1 protein-coding gene and 1 pseudogene are annotated in these 1,278 nt (G+C 38.7%); one reads left to right on the forward strand and one right to left on the reverse strand.

Going from position 1 to position 1,278, the window contains the following annotated elements:
• Positions 1 to 79: pseudogene (locus tag EDC63_RS18450) on the forward strand (IS1595 family transposase); the annotation flags it as partial.
• A 199-nt stretch (positions 80 to 278) separates the two neighbouring features.
• Here the strand turns inward: EDC63_RS18450 and EDC63_RS18455 are convergent.
• Positions 279 to 929, reverse strand: coding sequence for a hypothetical protein (locus EDC63_RS18455; protein ID WP_124947101.1), 651 nt, complete (start codon positions 927 to 929; stop codon positions 279 to 281).
• Positions 930 to 1,278 lie beyond the last annotated feature (349 nt).

Here is a 1,278-nt window from a genome sequence, read left to right on the forward strand (position 1 = left end):
AACTGAATATCGCTTTAATCATCGTCGTGATAATCTTTACCTTGGACTACTCAAATTGTTGAGACTAAACCCGCTTTAACTTCCTAAGACCCTTATCTGTTATGGCATTGGTAATGTTAATGATTGGTTTAGGCATAAATATCTCCAGTAAATTCAAACGGCGAGAGGATGGACTAATAAGGGATAAATAGCATTGATTGGAACTGCATGTAACGCCAATGCCCGCGTATTAGGCTCGCGAGCTTGCGAGCGTCGTAATTGACGTGTTTGTTAAGCTTTTAAAATGGAATTGGATCATAATTTTCTGCTTCCGGTTCTTCAGGGGTTATATATTGATCTTCAATCAATAATTCCTTAAGTGTGTTATATGGAAAACCCTTTTCAATTATTTTTCCCCAGAAATCAACCCAAAGTGCTTTGTGGTTTAGTGGTGCAGATTTGGTTTCAGTATAAAGTCCAGAAAAAAATGCACCAATTGCACCTGCGTTTAAAATTTGATTGATCCCATATGACCCTGTATTTTCTAAAGCACCAGTAAGAATACGCTGCAAATCACTATCATTAAAGCTTCCACTTATTGGAAGCAATAATTTATTTCCTCTGAATTCGGCGGAATCAAAGCTGAGCGCCTGAGAAAAAAACTCAATTGCTTTGTCTTTTAGGAAGATAGAAGGATGTGCAGCAATTATCTTGACCTGTTCAACTGTATCCAATTGATTAATTTTGTCAATTACATGTGATCTTATATCTGAATTTACTTCAGCGAGCCTTGTAACCTGGAATTTCGACATTTCCTCATGATTCATTGAGTTGATTAGCCCTTCGATTCTAACTCGCTCAGCATGTTCAACTTTAGTCCAAAGCTCTTTTCGCAACCACAGGAAAGGAAATACTCTCTTCAACCTAGTATCGTTTGCCTCTGAAAGCATCTCCCCTAATTTGGTAGAAACGACTTCTTCATAAATTTCTGGATAAAGCCTGTAGATTGCGCCTAGCGATGCAGACAGCCTATTTAGAAGCTCAGGGGAAACACCAGTGTCATCGCGAAAAACTCTTTTTAAAATAATTACTACTAGGTTTCGTACTCCGCTATCCTTTACCCTTCCTAAATTATTTTCCGAAGATAGAAGCGCAAAGGCTTTTTCTTCGTCTTCTGGAAATGATGGTTCGTTTATTAGCTCGTATCAGTAGTGTCCGGTTAAATCGCGAATCGAGCCGCCAAGATCCAATCTGGGCGGGGTTTAGAAAGCAAAATATTTTGGTGCCGATTTGAAATCA

This window comes from Sulfurirhabdus autotrophica (assembly GCF_004346685.1).
Taxonomy (GTDB): domain Bacteria; phylum Pseudomonadota; class Gammaproteobacteria; order Burkholderiales; family SMCO01; genus Sulfurirhabdus; species Sulfurirhabdus autotrophica.